The sequence below is a fragment of the Heminiphilus faecis genome, assembly GCF_008728965.1.
Classification (GTDB): Bacteria; Bacteroidota; Bacteroidia; order Bacteroidales; family Muribaculaceae; genus Muribaculum; species Muribaculum faecis.
In genome coordinates this window covers 50,271-65,854 of sequence record NZ_VSMC01000018.1, presented here as the reverse complement: position 1 = coordinate 65,854, position 15,584 = coordinate 50,271, and the positions used below count along the sequence as shown (strand labels likewise).

Here is a 15,584-nt window from a genome sequence, read left to right as displayed (position 1 = left end):
TAGAGAATTAAAAGGGTAAAATAAAATTGACCCCTAACACCAGGACTTTAAAGGGTCAATCATATTATGGCCAAGGTGGGTAAATTCTGTTTGGCCAAAAGGGTCAAAGTAGAGTGGCTTTTCCAACTATCTTTCTCTTTGGGAACAACAACAATAGGTACAAGCACACGACTGAAACTACCTTCTTGAAAGTTCTTTAAGTCCAAAGCGTAGTCCCATGCCTGAATCATTGCATCACGACGAAACTTTTGTTCAGCAGTTTTAAACTCCAATACGAATACTATTCCATCAATGATAACAATCACATCAACTCGGCGCCCCATTCGGGGAATATTATACTCGAAGTAAACACTTCCACGCTCAGAATAAGGAGCAAGAACTTCGTGTAATATAATTATTTCGTCCACCCACGAATGTGAAGTCTCATCATTAATATCATGTTGAGACATCAACGTAAGTTTACCAACAATTTCATTGACACTCTTAGTCAGAAACGTTGAGATTGCGTCAGAATAATAATATCTTGTTGCTGCCATTATTCCTTAGAATGACTTTATTTTAACATGGTTCTAAAAATCTATAGACAATTATACTTTCTGCGATTTCAACAATATACGAACGTCAACATCCAGCAAATTTGCAATCTCCTGCAGTTGTAAAATAGACGGTTGCGACTTATTAGAGCACCATCTTGAAATTGTATTCTCAGACTTGTCCATTTGCTCTGCTAACCATCTATTGGTTCTTTGTTTTTCTGCAAGTACCACTTTTATTCTATTCATCACTATTTGTTGATTGTTCGACATAAGTATTCAAATTATACTCATTAAATTGCAAACAAAAATACAGTTAATTTCTCATATAGCCAAGTTCATAAGCTATAGAAACCTCATTGATTGATTAAGAAGTCAAAGTTGCAGGAATTCTGATTCTCATAATATGAAACGATCCTATTGTAACATATCAATAATCTTTTCCGGCAACATCACATTCTCGGAATCACCTTTTGGAGCGTTCTTAAGGAACAGCACCGGAACGATGGTGTAGTTCTTAGCAAACGGCAGCAGATTAGCCTTGCGGAGAAGTTCGGCTGTTAACTGTTTCCCATTCTCTTGAGTTGTCCATTTGCATTCGCCAACCAGCAGATACTTTTTATCAAGCGATTCAGCCATTACATCGAACTCGACCTGCTCCGGCTTCTTATCCTCATTGAGCACAGAACCCCACCAGCGTTTTGCCTTGCCATAAACCACTCCATTGACAAGATTTCCTGTTACGGCATACCGACATAATTTTTCCCATTGCATACTCACATACTCCGATAAATGAGCAGTCAAAGCCTGTTCTATTGGCAAACGACGACCAAGCTCGATGAACGAACGATTAGGTACGACAAACTGATAATAAAATGCCATAAATGGATCGGCTATCTTATAAAGACTCTTTTTTGCATTCTTTTCATCAATCCCAAACGGAATATCCTTCTCCAAAAATCCGAGATCAATAAGTTTCTTCAATGGACGCGACAGGTTGGTTGCAGGCTCATTGCATCTTGCGGCAATCTCAGAAAGCCGATTTGCGCCAGTACCGATATAAGACATTATCGTCGAAGTCTTAACAATATCCTTTACATCGTCCTGAAACAATTTTATCGGTTCTTCGTAAAGAGTTCCATTTACAGAAAGGATATTGTGCCACAAAGCATCATTAAGTGAATTTTGGTTTTCCCTTAGTTCCCAATAACGCGGCACGCCTCCCCAAACAGCATATTCTTCAATGGCATTCATCGCATCAAGGCTCAAAGTCTCTTGAATATATGGCAAACATATCGGTGCAAGTTTCATGATCTCATCTGCACGACCATAGAGAGGTGCAGTAGAATCAAGAAACAATCCATACATCATATTTTGTGACGAACCGCAAAGCACAAGATTATACTTCAATTGCTTTTCATCAACCAGTTTTTGCAGCACAGACGGCAGTTCAGAAGATTGCTCTACAAGATACGGAAACTCATCCAAACATAAAGTAAAACGCTTGTCTGTTCGATAATTGACCGCGCGAAACATAGATTCCCAATCCGGATATGTCAGTTTGTCGAAATCCGGGAACACTTGTGCTATTACTTTTGCAAGCAATACTCTCTGATGTTGCCCTTCAGAACGGTCAGCAAGGAAGTAAACATCATTTTCTGACAACACCCTTTTAATGAGCGTTGACTTACCCAGCCGTCTGCGACCGTACATCACGACTAACGAGGATTTCTCTCTCACAAGAGCATCTTTCAGTCGGGCTGCTTCATCTATTCTATCAACAAATTTCATACGCCTTATTCATTATGCAATGCAAACATAATGTTTTTACAGCATAACACAAAATTTAAAACCATGTTTTTATCCCAACAGAACAAATTTCAACTTATGTATAGGAGAACATGCACTCTATCCCTTTTTCGAAGCTCGTTTCCTTGTCTTCAAACTCAAATCCTGCAAAGTTTTTCCCTGTTTGTCTTCTTTAGCCAGCCACAGAATATCATCGTCAAGCTGCAAGGCATACAGCACTCGCAAGTAGATTCCGATTGCTACTGTCGGTACACCTTTCTCTATTCTAGACACGGTCAATGGAGAGCAAGTGTCACGTTCCGCCACTTGAGCCACACTCAGATTCCTTCGTAGGCGAGCCAATTTAATCTGTTCTCCTACAATCGACATCTTCTACACCAATTTTCGAGGCAGTTTGGTTCCCATTGTATTTTTTGTCATAATCAACTAATCATATAATACTCAAAGATACTGCTTTAGTATATTTAATGATGTATTACAGGCAAAAAATCGCAAGACTAGAAGACGCTTTTCCAACCAAAATATTTTTATTTTATCCTATAAAGTTCTCCCTTATCGTTGAGTCTAAAATTAAATTCTCTAACCGGCGGTATTCCTTTAGCGGTATTTGCAAATATTTTTAACAATGGTTCTTTTGAATCTGAAGCCATTGTCGCAATATAAAAATCTTTTATATAAGGCTCATTTTTAATACTTTCCAAAGCCTCTATAAACTTATCTCTATACAATAAGATTTTTTCTTCACCAACACAACTATTCCGAAGTAATTCATCCACGTCATAATCAATGCAATTTGCAACATATTTGGCCGTATTTGAATATTTATCTTCAATTTTTAATGGAGCAAATTTGTATGTTTTGTCAATCAATTCCATTTTATAATATGACAGCCCTCTACCTTTCATAGTATCCATTATCTGGTCAATCTGTTCTTTTTGCATTCTATATCCAAAATAAATCCCAGTAATTGCCCTATAATCAATATCAAACAAACCTTTTCCTTCAACAATTAAACGATGCTCTTCCTCATGCTTCCACGAAAGCGATTTTGTCCCCAAAAAAGTCTTTAAAGTCTGAATAATGTCTTTACTATGAAGTATAGTTAAATCCGCGATAGGAACATTTCGAGAATAATCAACATCAAAATCAAAAATAGCTTGAAAATTCTCATTGTAATTTAGAGACTCTTTGAGTATATCAATGTCATATTCTATGGCGAATCCTGTATGCCCACCACCATAATAAGCCCATAATAATTCATTGGTCACATTGTTACTTAGGGAATAAATCCCTATTTGGGCAAATTTTTCGAGCAATTCTTGATACTGCTTTTTAACATCTCCAGAAAACTGCTTAAACGCTTCAATCAATGAAATTATTTTATAGTCATTACAAAAGCCTTCTGTTGGATCATTTAATTCACTTTTTGTCGGAAGATAGATTTGATTATTTGCAAGAGTGTTTACATCTCTATCAAATATTGATTTCCCATCTTTATCAAAGAGTCCTATGCCACCTCTGTATTTATAACAATTTCTCATATTTATATTGCCAAATTTCGAATAATATCGGCCTCATTTTAATACTTACAATCAAACAAAATACACTCCTATATATTTCTCCATTTTTTCAAAGACTTCAATCACTTCTTTCTCATTCAATCCAACTTTTACAGCCACTGCAAATAAATCCACCTTTGTTGGTTCGATACTATCGTTAATTGAAGTAGTATGGAATCCATTTATACCATCACTTGGCAAAAGGTCGTATGCAGGAGCAAAATGCCAATCGCCATCACGATAGATAAAAGCAAAATTCTTTGCGTGGTCATCTTTGTTATCAATCAAGTAGTTGAATACCATAAGACGATACACTTTCCACATTTCCGCCACGCTATGTGTCAGAGCTGCGCATACTTGAAATATGTGAGTGTAGTCTATGCTTGGCAAACGATAGTCTGCCCCGATAAGTCCGGCAATGCTTACAACGTGTAATTTACCGTTTGAGGTACGGTCAAAACGCTCTACTCCGAAATATTTTTCCTCAAACAGTCGTGTTTCTGGCATTTCAATTCCGCATTTCTTTGCAAGAAGCGAATAATTGTACTCATCAACACCGATACGTTTTGAATCTCTCTTCGCACGAAACTTTACCAACCATTCTTTATCTTCAAAGCGAGTGAAAATTTTCGGTCTGGCACCACCTGGAGAACCACCTCTATATTGAAATTCCTCGATTCCCTCACCAGTATACTCTTCACTATCAAGAATCTGTTCAGCGTTCAATGCCAACTTCTCGAAATCCGCATACTCTTGTTTCGATACAACACTCTTGTCAGGACGAAACTCCAACGCACCACGACCTGTCGAACCAACTAACGCCAAACGATCAAGCAATGATAATGTACGTGGATTGATTCCCTTCTGCTGCAAATACCTATCAAGGATCAGCAGCCCCCAACCATCTGGTAGACAATCGTCAAAAGCACCGAATCCGCCCTCGAATGGACGGGGTTTTGCAACAAAGACACCGCTGCGCAATGGTAATTCAAATGGAGATATGGAGAAGCCTGTATTGAGCCATTCAGCCGAATACTCAAATGCACATAATCCCTCTTTGGTCAAAGCCAAACGACCGACCACACGACTATCGTAAATAACTTCTATCTGTTTTATGCTATTCATCTTTCTTTCCTCTTTTGAAAGTTACGACAATAGAGAAACCGCATTTTTCAAAACTCTATTATCACGATATATATATTCATCAAATAAATCAAGTAACTCATTCATAGCATCAGTATTCTCATCCTGACGTAACTTTTTATAAATCTCAAGTAAAATTTTAACTATTTCATCATCGACCATATTTACACCATCTATGTCGGAATATCTCTGAGAGGAAATGAATTTATAAGACTGGACAGGATATGCTGAAATGCATTTCTTTACATACTTTAGCTGATTATATATTTCTCTACCCTTCTTGCCCATATTGGTCTTGACAATACCGCAGTACCAGTCAAAAGCTTCAATTGGGAGGGAATTACAATGCCATGAGTATGCATTTACAACTTTTCCCCTATAGTCCGTTGCATATCGTTCGAGAAACCTCATGCTTAAACCTCTGTATTCAGCATTCTCATATGACCTCATTGAAATCTCAACAATTTTTGCTACAATATCCTCATTGTCAGCGTCAAGTATTTTCTCAAGTCGATTTTCACATTCCTCTGAATCATCTCCCCCGACTGAACCATAAAAATATATCTGAACGAGTAATTCATGGCTTGAAGAATCATGCTCAATACAATTGATAAAATCACTTACGATATCATTCTTGTGATAAAAGCACCATTGTATTACATTTGCACGAATATATAATGCTTCGACACCCATGCTTGAAAGGAGAGGTTTTAGCATCCGAAAATATAGTTCTTTATCAAAATAGCCTTCAATATTAAGGTAATAAAGAGGTACAGTTTTTACACACTCGTGCAAGGTAGAACTGCAATTGACGAAGAACTCATAAACTTCCGATCTACGCGACGGGAGCGTACACATATGCACTAATAATTCAGCGGCACGACCTTGATAAGAATTCATACCCTTTGTGAGTAAGTCTGTTGCTCGCCTACCCATATCCTTGTTGCTATCTTCATTTATAATTATACTATCATTTTCCATAAAAGGAGCAATAGTAAGAGTTTTGCATAACTCCATAATTCCATCAATATGGCTATTTTCCTCTTTTATATAGTATTCTACAATTTGGCTAAACGTATAGCTATCAGACTTAGCAAACGCTTCTGTGATGTACAACTCTGCCAAATTCCAAAGTGAATTTGGATTTATTCCTCCAGCAAAAAGACCTTCAAGACCGGCAACCTTATACATATCCGAAATGTCATCCAAAGTGCTTATTTCAAATACAAAATTGTAAAACTTATTAGGATTTGCGGTCACACACTTTTTAAAAGCATTAGCATGCTCTCCTTGGCTGATAGGATTTCTACCTTCACGCCATTTATATTCTCCAAGTTTCAGGAATGAACTCAGCCAGTTCGAAAGCGGCCATCTTTCATATTTTTCACTACTTACTACACCGCCGCAAACTTTTGCCATAGTAACACAATGGTTTGGACATTCAACTTCATATTTTCTTCCAAATCTGCGCATAAGTTCTTGATAACATCTCTTCAGTTCCGGAAGCATATGGTCCTCTGGCAAAGTATTGCATATCAGTTCCCATTTGTTCCACCATAAATGAGGACATAAGAACCGACTCCACTTTCTCTCCTTGGCATATCTAAAATCGAATTCAGACTTATAAGACAACAATAATCTCTGATACCACTCAGCATCGTTTTCGTTTAATGTGTCATACCAAGCTCTTAGCATTTTCAAAAAGAAGAACTCTACATCTCCGTGAAGATATCCTTCAATCTGTTCGTTATTCACTAACAGGGGACGAATCAAATCGTCATACGGCTCTGGCGCTACAGCAATAGCGGAAAAAGCCAAAGACAACGTTGTCTCATTATTCAGCGACATAAGTTCTACAACAAGTGGGCGCACAATAGTTTCATCATGCGAATAGCGAATCAAAAGATCTTCGTATATCTTCAGCAGTTTTCCATTAGTGGTATCCATGCTAATCCTATCGAATGCTTTTGTTGTTGAAAAACCATAATAACCATTTTGTGCTGTTTTATATACTGTGTTACAAATGCAATTGTGCAGTATTCTGAGCAATTCCTTCGGGTATTCAACAGACAGTTTAGGACATAATACTTCCGCCAACTCATATTGTTCATGTTTGTTACATGAATCGTCAGACATAAAACAATCCAGAATCAGTTTTTCTGTCTCCTCCATAGCAAATTCGCTATTACTGTGTATTGCGTCCTGAATTAGATTGACAACAAAAAAGGCATTTTGCGATTGTGTTTCAGCGTATGCTTTGAGAACACAAGGTTGACTATAGTCATTATGCTCTCGCAATATGTAAGCAACAGCAAATAATCTTGATTCCTGATCTTGTATTCTATTAATCATATCATACACATATTCCGGTTTACTAAAAGCATATCGTGACAAACATGATATAATCGGGAAAAACAATTCATCAGTTTTCCTAAGTTCAGGCATCATTCTGTTCAAAATATTACGGATAGTTATGAACCAACTTATAGAACCGGCTCCTCGAAGGAAATAGCTCAACATTTTTCCATCTTTCTGACAGACCTCGGTAATAAGAAGTTTCTCACCACAGGATGGATTATTTACAAAAGCTAATACTGATAATGTCAATAGTTTTAGATGTAGCCTAATATCTGAATCCATAAGGATACTACGGGCTTCTTCAACGAATTTTGTGACATCATGCCCCCGTTTGAAATCAAGAACTGCCTTAACCATTGATCTCACTTCCAGGCCCTGAATCTCTTTTTTGATATCAGTTGCAAACAGACTATTATTTTCAGAATAATGACGGGCAAGAGTATATTCATAGAAAGATTGATGGAAGAATGATACAGCACACCCTTCACGCCGGATAAGACCATTGCTCGCCAGATACTCGTAAGCTTGTTTCTGATGGGAGGTCGGTGCAAACTGAGGATGTAAGGTTCCTGTCCCACGTATTGTATCAGCAATCTTATACATCAAATCTTCCCTTATTTCCAAATCATATTGTGAAGATGAATCCAAAACGATAGTGTCCCATAGGGCATCGTATAGTTCTATCTGACTATTGAAGTTTATTCTTGATTTATTCCGCTGAAACAAAATAGAAAATGAATTCAGAACCTGAACTGTTCTGAGTATTTTAGCCGTCACACAATCTACTTTCTTAATAAGCCCTTCTTCCAGTTTATCAAGTGCCATGGCAACCTCCTCATCGGACAATTCTCCTATCTCAATAATTGTGGATTTATCCTTAAGGCTATTTAAAACAGAATCATATTCAAGATCATATTTACGACACGAAACAACAGCTTTAACATTAGTCCAATCTTCCAGTGATGATAGTACTGCCATTGTCATATTTAAGTGTGTTCTATCGTTAGTGAGAGATTGAGACAGTGCATCGATTTGATCTATAATCAGAATCACGTTCTCAGCTGATGAACTGTAATATGCCAATGTATCACGCAATTCGCCTAAAGTGATAGGATTACCATTATCATCAATAGAATCAGCTTTAATGCATAAATACTTGATACCATCATTCCGGTTCTTAGAAATCAGTTCTTTTAATACAGCTGACTTACCTACTCCGGCATCACCTGCAAGAAGACAAATGGATTTCTCATTTCTGCTGATATCTTTCGTAATCCATTGCATTACTTCATCAACCTGATACCTATATATATGGGAATCTTTTACACCGTGTAATTCAGAGGAAATGAGATTAAAGCACATCCTTTGTTTTGAAGCAAACTGATCTGCCAATTTTCGGTCATCCTTAATGGAATCCATTTTCTTTTTATATAGTTCACGCCAAAGTTCAATAGTTTCTTTTACATTGTTTTCTGAGCATTTTTCACTATCAAGAAAATGATATCTTGCTGTATTTTGTATGTGATCTGACTTATTTCTAAATTCTTCTATTGAAGTTTCGCTAATATTTCTCCAATAAATTTTTTTGCGCTCATAATCACAAGCAATAAATAAGACAAGTTCACCTTTATGTCGTTCTGCATATGCATAAATCGACTGAGGAATGTCATAATATACATCCCCATTTTTCTCTGGATAAGTAAGATGTTTAACTTGAACCACAACCTTTTCTCTTGCGGTACCATCAGGACACAGAATATCAAGATATCCATCAATATTCGGCAATGTACCTCCTTCCTGGAGCTGGCAACAGTCAACTAAATCATCCGGGAAGAAAGTCTTCAAAAACCGAATTGAACGGCTATCCAATTTACTGGATTCCGTAACATTAACATTTGGAATTAGTTCCCTATCGCTCATAATTAAAGGCCATTTTCTTGAATATATTTTAGAAAATTGCTCGTTGTCCTCAACAAGGCCAAACGACCGACCAAACGATTGTCATAAATGATTTCTATCTGCTTTATGCTATTCATTTTTCTTTCCTCTTTTACGTGTAACACTTTGCTCATTCAATACATCATCAAGAGTCTGATACTGCTTTTGCGCAAAAAGAGCATCAAAGTCAGTAAGTGCATTCAAGGCGAATCCGACTTGAAGCAAACCTTTCAAAGAAATTTCCCCAGTCTGCTCGAATCTCCGGTAAGTGGCGAACTTGACTCCTGCTCTTGCTGCCAACCCTTCTTGAGTTAAGTCCAATTCAAGCCTCCGCGTCTTGACTCTTGCTGCAATTTGCAAAGCAATATCACTGGGACTTGAAATATTAAAAGCTACTATATTATTCATAGCTTATATATTTACCAATAAACCAATAAAATATTATTCAATACAAAAATAAGACTTATTCCTGAATATACCGCCAAAATCAGAATTTATTTGCATCTCAAAATGAAAAACAACTTTACTTTATCCTCGTATTCATATATACGTGCATTAAAGTAAAGCCAACAGAGGGAGAAAAAGAGATGGCTTCGCCAAAGCCGAGCCGAACCATATTTGCCGATTTTCTCTTTTGGCTACAAAAGACACAGAAATCCAGTTCACAAAACAGGCATGATTCGAGCCCTTGTCAAGCCCAAAAGACAACCAGAAAATCTGTGAATACATCTCTGATTTTGCATCCATAATCGGCGAAATAATCACAGATAAGCTTTATCTTTGCGAACCGGAAGTTTCAAAGCAAACGAGGATTATTTTTCTCTTTTCCCTTCGTTTAAAGCAAACTAAGGTTAAAAACGTTAAATCTTCGATTTTCGGCGAAAAAACAAGTAAATTTTTGAGGCTTCTATCTTTTAAGTCGTAAACTATTGCTAATCAATTAGCATAATATGCTGCATCGAAATGTATTATAGCATTCGGTGCTTCTCACGGTTTCGTTACAATTGGATTTGTCACGTGAGGGTAGGGAACGCCATGATGTATGCTCCGCTATAAGTGTGAAGCATATGTATGAAACTATATTAGTTTAATTATGGCATAAAAGTCAGTGTATTATCGGCTTCGTTTATTGAAATCGATATATTTAATGTGTTTTCGAGCACGTACCTGACTTGTTTTAAGTCGTTTATGGGCAACGAACCGGTAAATAATATGTGTTTGATATCGTTATTCACTATAACTTCTTTGCCATAATATAGTTCTAAATCTTTTGCCACATCAGACAATGTGGAAGATTTAAAATAAATTATTGATTGTCCTGCAGTCCTTTTATAGTCTGAAGTATCATCAATAATCTCAATTTCTCCGGTTTCGTTATGTATAATTGCAGTTTCTCCGGAATGAAGCAATTTTTTACTGTCGGATATAAATGAGGTTAGTTGAAGGGAGCCTTCTTCCAGATAAATTTCAGTATTATTTTTATTTTCGCGTGCATATAAAGAGAATATTGTCCCTAAAACTTTGATTTCAAGATCCGATACTTTTAATTTAAATGGAGCATCCGTATTCTTTTTTATGTTGAAATGTCCTTCTCCTTTATATTCAATCTCTCTTTTTTCAAAATTGAAAGATTTTATGTTATATGATAATTTGGATTTGGGGTTCATTAAAATTCTAGACCCATCCGGCAGAATAGTCATGGAAGACTCTCCCTTGTCCGTTTCGATAATGATGTTATGAGAGATTATCGTGTCGTATTTTTTCAAATCATTGTAGTAATTAAAAAGCAAAATGCCTGATAGTAGTATTGCCGGCAGCGTAATGGCTGCGCACGCTTTATAGAAACGATGCAATATTATCTTACGTTTTTCAGTTTTGATTTCTTCATTTAATCTGTTTTGTATTGCATCAATGTCTGATTCTGTAAAGGTGAGATTGGACTCGCAATTGTTCAGACACTCATCTAGCTCTTTATCTGTCATTAAGTCTACTTCTTCCTTAAAATTGATGAGTTCTTCAGAATACATCTTACCGTCTTTGAATTTCCTGACTCTATTCTTCATATGCTTATACTATATAATCGATAAGAGAACTAAACTTTGTGATCCCTCCTTAAAATATCTAATTTTTTTTTTAATAATTTCAATCCTAAGGAGATGCTATTTCTAACGGTCTTGGATGATATTTTTAATTTCATAGCAATTTGTTCATTAGAGAGTCCCTTTATTCTTGAAAGAGTCAAAACTGTCTGAAGTCTAGATGGTAATAATTCTAATGCTTGGTTAAAAATATTCAAAAAATCATTATATTCTAGTTCATTATTTTCTTGACTTATCAAGTCATTTTGAAAGAGCATGTAGTCTTCATAGATCGGAACCGTCAAAGAATGCCTAAAGAAATCAATACGACGCTTATAGGCAATATGAAAAAGAAATGTTGATAAATCAGTTTCCAAATCAATATTTTTATGATTCTTCCATAGACTTAAAAATATATCTGAAACAATTTCCTCAGCATCTTCTTTGTTATTAGTAGCACTCGCAATATAAATTAAAAGTCTTTTCGCATATAATTGGTATATCATATTAAAGGCTTTGACAGACCCCTTTTTAAGAGATGCGACAAGCTCTGTTTCTGATATATTGATTGAATTAGCCAATTCTATAACAATTAGAAAATTTTGTCAAAAGTATAACAAATATTTGACTTCTCCTATATACTATGAGAATAAATTAAAACATGTTGTACAACATATTTTTAACACGGGACATAGCCTTGTGCAGTACGATTACAATAATAAATACTAATCATTTATCATTTTTCATATGAACAGTTTTCCTAAAAAAACATTTTCGGTACTGCTGTGTATTTTCGTTTGTGCTGCCATGTTTGCACAAACGAAAACCATAACAGTAGGCATTGAGAATGGAAATCTTAAAACGCTACTCGAACTTATAGAAAAGCAGAGCGATTATGTGTTTTCATATCGTGACGATGTAGTAGATAATAAAGTAATAACCGTTGACGTAAAAAACGCGCCTGTTTCTCAGGTATTGGATAAAGTTTTGGCTGGCACTAACTTGTCATACAAAATTGTCTCTGATAAATCAATAATAATTACGGAGACAACGGATAATAAACAACATAGTAAGGAATCTAAAATTACAGTATCTGGCAATGTTGTTGATTCCACAGGAGAACCAATTATTGGTGGTACAGTTCGTGTAAAAGGCAGCCAAGTGGGAACTGCGACTGATATAGATGGTAATTATACACTCAATAATATTCCTTCTGATGCGACACTCATATTCTCTTACATAGGATATAATCCACAAGAAATTATTGCTTCTGATACAGCTGCGCTATCAATTGTGAAATTGATAGAGGATACGCAAGTCCTTGATGAAGTTGTAGTCGTAGGTTATGGCGTTCAGAAAAAACGTGATGTCTCTACTGCTATATCCCAAATCAAGTCTGAAGACATCGCAAATCTACCAGCAAGTGACTTCCGTCAAGCTATGGCAGGAAAAATGCCAGGTGTATCTGTTATGCAAACTTCCGGAGACCCCGAGGGCAACAACATGATGGTACGAGTACGTGGTGTTAGCTCTGCAACTGCTGGTAATGACCCTCTATATATTGTTGATGGCGTACCTGTTGAAAATGGGCTTGGCAATATAAATCCGAACGACATCGAAAGCCTCGAAGTACTAAAGGATGCATCTGCTGCTGCAATTTATGGAAGCCGTGGTTCTAATGGTGTCATAATAATAACTACAAAGAAAGGCACAACTGAACGAGCAAAAGTATCATATGATGGTTATGTTGCTTGGGATAATATCACTAAAAAGATTGATTTGATGAATGCATATCAATACGCCGAGTTTTCTGCAGAAGCTCATACTAATGCATATCTTGATCTGCATCCAGGTGGAACAGCTCCAAATGGGTCTAGACCTGAGTCATATTCAAATTATCCAATCGAACTGGAACCTTATCTTCAGGGTATGAGCGGTTTAGTTGATACTGATTGGCAAGATGAGATTTTTCGTACAGGTATTTCTACTAATCATAATATCTCTATTAGTGGAAAATCTGGTGATACAAACTATTTTGTATCGGCCAATTATCTTAATAAGGAAGGTGTAATAATAAATTCTGATTACAAGAAATATTCATTCCGTGCGAATCTCGATGGTAAATATCAGAGATTAAGCTATGGTGCAAATATGTCTCCTTCATATTCAGAGAGTAATCGTGTGAATGCCTCAGGTTCGTATTCTAGTGGAGGTGTTGTTCAGTCTGCATTGACTTCTTGCCCAATTTGGCCAGTGTATAATGACGATGGCTCTTTTAACTATCAGGGAAATGGTTATTGGCGTGTTGGTAATGATTATCAGCATAATGAAATACTGAATCCGGTTGCTCTTGCCACACTTTGTAAAGATAAGGTAACTCGATTCAATTTTACAGGCCGTATATATGTCGGGTTTGATTTTGGTCGTGGTTTTAAATTCCAAACATCGCTTGGTGGTAACTACTATGGAGCGAACAACGAAACATATAGACCATCTACTTTACCTTTGCTTGGTAAAGATTACTTTGATAAACCTTCTAATCCGATTGCAGAGGCCTCAACTGGAAGTTACTATAATTGGTTGATTGAAAACCAACTCACATGGTATCGTGATTTTGGCAAACATTCGGTAAATGCAGTTGTTGTTCAATCAGCCCAAAAAGAGACTTATAAAGGTGTATATGTAAAGGCAACAGATTATCCCAATGACTATATTCAGACAATCACAGGTGGAACTGTATCTGATGGTACTTCTAAGACTACACAATGGTCATTGGCGTCATACTTAGCCCGTGCCCAATATTCTTACGATAGTAAATACATGCTGTCTGCTGCAATTCGTGCTGATGGTTCATCTCGTTTCGGCAAAAATAATCGTTGGGGGTATTTCCCCTCTGCATCTGCCGCATGGAGATTCACCCAAGAGAATTTTTTTCGCGATCTGACTTCAATGAATTGGCTTGAAGATGGAAAACTCCGTTTCAGCTATGGACAGACTGGCAATTTTAATATTGGCAACTATGAGCATCTTTCTACAATGGGTATTGAAGAATATATCTTAGGTACAGGAAATGGTCAATTGGTAAGTGGCTACAAGCCTACTTCTGTTGATAATCCTGACTTAACTTGGGAGAAAACCAGCATGATAAATGTCGGTCTTGATTTGCGGGCGTTTAATGGCTATTTGACATTTATAGGTGAATTCTATTACTCGGATACGCATGACATGCTGCAACAGGTACTTGTGCCACGTTCAACCGGTTATGGTACCACACTGATGAATATTGGCAAGGTCAATAACCATGGCTTGGAGTTTTCAATTGGTTCACAACACTCTTACTCTAATGGACTCTCATATAGCTTTAACGCAACTTGGGCTAAAAACTGGAATGAAGTGAAAGAATTAGGTCAAAATAATGCACCTATTATATCCAGTGGATCTGTAGAACATGCATATTATATCACCGAAGTTGGTAAACCAATAGGGTCTTACTATTTGATGGTTGTGGATGGTGTTTTTAAAAATGAAGAGGAAATTAAAGCATATCCTCACTTTGACAATACTCGTCCCGGTGATTTTAAGTTTGTTGATGTAAACGGTGATGGAGTTATTGATGTTAATACTGATCGTGCTGTTGTTGGTAATTATATGCCAGACTTTACGTATGGTTTCAATGGACAACTCATGTATAAAGGTATTGACTTGGCATTCTCATTCCAAGGCGTTTATGGCAACGAAATACTAAATCTCAACAGACGTTATCTTGATAATATGGAAGGTAATACGAATGGAACAATAACATCACTTGATCGTTGGAAATCACCTGAAAATATAGGAAATGGCTTAACAAACAGAGCTAACAGGAAACAAACAGGGAATAATGGCCGCACATCAACATGGCACGTTGAAGATGGCTCATATCTACGTTTGCAGAATCTTACGATAGGCTATACTTTACCGTCCAATTGGCTTAAACGTCTTCATATTGAGAAATGTAGACTTTATGTTTCTGGTAATAACCTTGTAACTTGGACCAATTATTCAGGCTACAATCCTGAAGTAAGCATGCGTACCGCTAACGCTCTTACTCCGGGAGAGGACTATGGAACATATCCTCTTTCTCGTACATTCATGATTGGTCTAAACATTACTACATTTTAAAGAAT

The 15,584-nt window shown here is 36.7% G+C and carries 11 protein-coding genes; 1 reads left to right on the top strand and 10 read right to left on the bottom strand.

Annotated features, from left to right (window positions below; all coding sequences use genetic code 11):
• Positions 1-59: 59 nt before the first annotated feature.
• From FW767_RS13150 to FW767_RS08860, 10 genes are all read right to left on the bottom strand, one after another.
• Positions 60-536, bottom strand: coding sequence for a hypothetical protein (locus FW767_RS13150; RefSeq protein ID WP_121699662.1), 477 nt, complete (start codon positions 534-536; stop codon positions 60-62).
• 51 nt (positions 537-587) lie between these two features.
• Positions 588-806: a helix-turn-helix transcriptional regulator gene (locus FW767_RS08900; protein ID WP_121699663.1), complete on the bottom strand. Its 219-nt coding sequence runs from the start codon at positions 804-806 to the stop codon at positions 588-590.
• A 144-nt stretch (positions 807-950) separates the two neighbouring features.
• The gene (locus FW767_RS08895; protein ID WP_121699664.1) at positions 951-2,324 is read right to left on the bottom strand and encodes an ATP-binding protein; all 1,374 of its coding nucleotides are present in this window, start codon (positions 2,322-2,324) and stop codon (positions 951-953) included.
• Positions 2,325-2,441: 117 nt separating this feature from the next.
• The gene (locus tag FW767_RS08890; RefSeq protein WP_235898093.1) at positions 2,442-2,711 is read right to left on the bottom strand and encodes a helix-turn-helix domain-containing protein; all 270 of its coding nucleotides are present in this window, start codon (positions 2,709-2,711) and stop codon (positions 2,442-2,444) included.
• A 158-nt stretch (positions 2,712-2,869) separates the two neighbouring features.
• On the bottom strand, positions 2,870-3,883 hold the full coding sequence (locus FW767_RS08885; RefSeq protein ID WP_121699665.1) for a DUF2971 domain-containing protein: 1,014 nt from the start codon (positions 3,881-3,883) through the stop codon (positions 2,870-2,872).
• A 51-nt stretch (positions 3,884-3,934) separates the two neighbouring features.
• The gene (locus FW767_RS08880) at positions 3,935-5,026 is read right to left on the bottom strand and encodes a type II toxin-antitoxin system HipA family toxin (RefSeq protein ID WP_121699666.1); all 1,092 of its coding nucleotides are present in this window, start codon (positions 5,024-5,026) and stop codon (positions 3,935-3,937) included.
• 21 nt (positions 5,027-5,047) lie between these two features.
• Positions 5,048-9,322: an AAA family ATPase gene (locus FW767_RS08875; protein ID WP_150980528.1), complete on the bottom strand. Its 4,275-nt coding sequence runs from the start codon at positions 9,320-9,322 to the stop codon at positions 5,048-5,050.
• 108 nt (positions 9,323-9,430) lie between these two features.
• Positions 9,431-9,748 (bottom strand): helix-turn-helix domain-containing protein, encoded by a 318-nt coding sequence (locus FW767_RS08870; protein ID WP_121699668.1) that lies wholly within the window; start codon positions 9,746-9,748, stop codon positions 9,431-9,433.
• 683 nt (positions 9,749-10,431) lie between these two features.
• Entirely contained in the window at positions 10,432-11,403 is a 972-nt protein-coding gene (locus FW767_RS08865) for a FecR family protein (RefSeq protein WP_121699669.1), read from the bottom strand.
• A gap of 29 nt (positions 11,404-11,432) precedes the next feature.
• Positions 11,433-11,999, bottom strand: coding sequence for a sigma-70 family RNA polymerase sigma factor (locus tag FW767_RS08860; RefSeq protein ID WP_205523878.1), 567 nt, complete (start codon positions 11,997-11,999; stop codon positions 11,433-11,435).
• A 166-nt stretch (positions 12,000-12,165) separates the two neighbouring features.
• Here FW767_RS08860 and FW767_RS08855 point away from each other — a divergent pair, with 166 nt between their 5' ends.
• A complete protein-coding gene (locus tag FW767_RS08855; protein WP_205523877.1) occupies positions 12,166-15,579 on the top strand; it encodes a SusC/RagA family TonB-linked outer membrane protein in 3,414 nt (1,137 codons plus the stop codon).
• The last annotated feature ends 5 nt before the right edge of the window (positions 15,580-15,584 follow it).